This is a genomic window from Mesorhizobium sp. M4B.F.Ca.ET.017.02.2.1, assembly GCF_003998955.1.
GTDB classification, from domain to species: Bacteria; Pseudomonadota; Alphaproteobacteria; order Rhizobiales; family Rhizobiaceae; genus Mesorhizobium; species Mesorhizobium abyssinicae.
Genome location: NZ_RZOF01000522.1, coordinates 1 through 2,764 on the forward strand (window position 1 = coordinate 1; position 2,764 = coordinate 2,764).

At 63.9% G+C, this 2,764-nt stretch carries 2 protein-coding genes; both read right to left on the minus strand.

Features of this window, described 5'->3' with window-relative positions; all coding sequences use genetic code 11:
* Positions 1-280: 280 nt before the first annotated feature.
* Positions 281-1,390 (minus strand): glycosyltransferase, encoded by a 1,110-nt coding sequence (locus tag EN738_RS33150; RefSeq protein WP_127287231.1) that lies wholly within the window; start codon positions 1,388-1,390, stop codon positions 281-283.
* A complete protein-coding gene (locus tag EN738_RS33155; RefSeq protein ID WP_127287232.1) occupies positions 1,387-2,526 on the minus strand; it encodes an acyltransferase in 1,140 nt (379 codons plus the stop codon). The genes EN738_RS33150 and EN738_RS33155 overlap by 4 nt, the downstream gene beginning before the upstream one ends.
* Positions 2,527-2,764 lie beyond the last annotated feature (238 nt).

The window sequence follows — 2,764 nt, forward strand, 5'->3', positions numbered from 1 at the left end:
ATCGTAAAGAGGGCGCCGACGGCGAAGCCGCCGATCTCCCCCCTTGCGGGGGAGATGGCCGGCAGGCCAGAGGGGGGTGGGAAGGAACGCTGGTCTTCGACGTTGGCTTTTTCCAACCGAAGATCAAGCTTGCGCCGCGAAAGCCCATGGCTGACACGCCGGCGGGACAGCACCCCCCTCTGCCCTGCCGGGCATCTCCCCCGCAAGGGGGGAGATTGGCCGTCACACCGGCTTTCGCCAATCGCCAGCGCCGGAGAGATTGGCGGTTTTAGTGACGCGCTCATGCCCCCACCCGATACGGTTTGAGCACAGCTGCTTCCGGCCTGGTCTTGAGATAGTGGGCCAGCCAGTCGGCCTTCTTGCCGGCGGTGATCGAGGCGAGGCTGAGCCAGGGAGCCCAGTGCCCGGGGCTGAGCGCGTATTTCTCGCGGCGGCGGATGGCGTCCCACTTCGCCGTCCGCGTCAAGAGTTCATGCGTCAGCGGCGGCTTATTCTCGTCGCCGACGAGCTGGTAGAGGAAATAGAACAGGTTGAGCGCGCCGGCGGCGAAGCTTGGCCGCGTCTCGTCCGGCAGCGTGGCGATCCGCTGCTCCAGCGCGACGATGAACCGGGCCGCGCGGGCGACCGTGTCGAACGAGACGTCCTCGCCGATGTCGCGAAGGTCCCGCGTCGCTTCTGCCAGGCCTTCGCGTTCGAGGTTTTCGGCCACGATCCTGAGATGCGTGCGGCGCATCTCCTTGGCATGCCGGCTGGTCACGCTGCCCGGATGGATGCGGTAGACGAGCAGATTCTCCGGCATCATCGCCGCCGGATAGCGGGCGGCCAGCCGTCGGAAGAGGTCGAAATCCTCGGCGTGCCGGTAGCCGGGATCGTAATACAGGCTGTCTTCGCCGATGACCTCGCGGTTGTAGACCACGGTCGGGTGCATGAAGATGGTGAAGAACTGCGACAGGATTGGGATGCGGCCGATCTTGAACACCGGATCGAGCTCGCCGCTCTTGATGCGGCGGTGCTGAAGCATGTCTATGCCAGCGCCGCAGAATCCGAGCTCGGGCCGGTCGGCGAACAGCGCCACCTGGCGCGACAGGCGCCACGGATAGGCGATGTCGTCGGCGTCCATGCGCGCCACCAACTCGCCCTGGGCGAGCTTCAGCCCCTCGTTGAGGGTGGCGACGAGGCCGCGGTTTTCGCGCGAGATCAGGGTGACGCGGCTGTCGGCCTTGCGGTGGCGTTCGAGGATTTCCAGCGAATTGTCGCTCGAGCCGTCGTCGATCGCGATCACTTCGAGGCGCACATAGTCCTGCCGCAGGATGGAGCCGATCGCGGCGGCGAGATAGGGCCCGGCATTGTAGACCGGCAAAAGCACGGAAACGAGCGGCGCGGCGGTCATTGTCTGGCATCCGTTCGCTGCAGCGACGGCACAGGGCCGCCCGCCGGCCGTCCGGACCACGCCGCGCTGCGCCCGCGCGCGACATAGGGAAAATGCCGCTTGAGGCCATTGAGCGGCTTTTCGAAAACCATCCACGACATTGAAGCCACGATGACAGTAGCCGTTCCCACGACCAGGAACCGCCCCGGCCCCTGTTCTGAGACATTGAGGGGGATCCAGGGCTGAAACATGACGGCAAGCGCCAAGACTATGTTGTGGTACAGATAAACACCGTAGCTGATCCGGCCGAGGGCCTGCAGCGGTGAAAGGTCGAGAAGCCGTCCCCGATAACCCCCAACGCCGGACGAACAGCTTGCAACGACCATTAAAAGCGGCGCGAGAGGCAAGACTTCCAGGAGCAACCAGCGGCCCCATTCCTGCACGGGATTTTCCGGCACCGGACCAAACCACTGCAAGACGAAAAACGCGGCCGCGAGCGCCGGCCAGCCAAGCCGCAGCCACTTCGGCAAGTCGGCGGCTCTGGATCGCCAAGCGGCGAGCAGCGCACCCGATGCCAACGCATCCATCGACGCCGGCGGAAGCAGGTCGCGTGCAGGGCCAGGGGTGCCGACGATCGGCCAATAGAAGCGAAACGACAGAGATAACAGAATGACGCCAATGCAGATCGACCCGAGGCGCCGGGGTGGCGCCAGCAAGACAATCAGTGGCCAAGCAAGATAGAACTGTTCCTCTATGCTCAGGCTCCAGAGATGGGAGAGGACCCAAGGGCTCCATTCATTGTGCAGCGCGTACCAGAAATTGGAGAGGTAAAGCGCATGCCAGACCAGCGATCCCCTCGACGATTGGTCCGGGTTAACCAGCCAGACGAGGCCGAGCACCGCGAAATAGGGCGGGAAGATTCGCAGCATGCGGCGGATGTAGAAGGCCCGCAGCGCCGGACCGGCCTCGAACGCGGCGTCATTGCGCGCTTCGAGCAGCAGCCGCGTGATCAGGAAGCCGGAGAGAACGAAGAACAGCCGGACGCCGAGATGGCCGAGGAAGGACGTCCCGCCGGGCGCCAGGAAATGCGCATAGAGCACCATCGTCACGGCGACGGCGCGCAGCGCATCGAGCTGTATGTCGCGCGCGTTCGCCATCAGCGGCTTCCGCCGACGTCATCCGCTAAGGCTGGATAGAAATCGATGCCGGTTAGCAGAAGGCCCAACTGCTCAGCTCCTCCACGGCACATTCGCAACTGCTAACGAATGTAGCACGGAATGCTGCGCCGCAACACAAAATGTTTACCGTGTTGAAATAAAACTGTGATCTCGGACCCGACAAAAGGCACAGATTCGCCCATTTTTCGCCTTTTTTGCCAATTGCGCGCGCCAGTGC

Bases quoted from the DNA above. Each gene is read 5' to 3' on its own strand.
- EN738_RS33150 (WP_127287231.1), bottom strand. From the start codon at position 1,390: ATGACCGCCGCGCCGCTCGTTTCCGTGCTTTTGCCGGTCTACAATGCC.
- EN738_RS33155 (WP_127287232.1), bottom strand. From the start codon at position 2,526: ATGGCGAACGCGCGCGACATACAGCTCGATGCGCTGCGCGCCGTCGCC.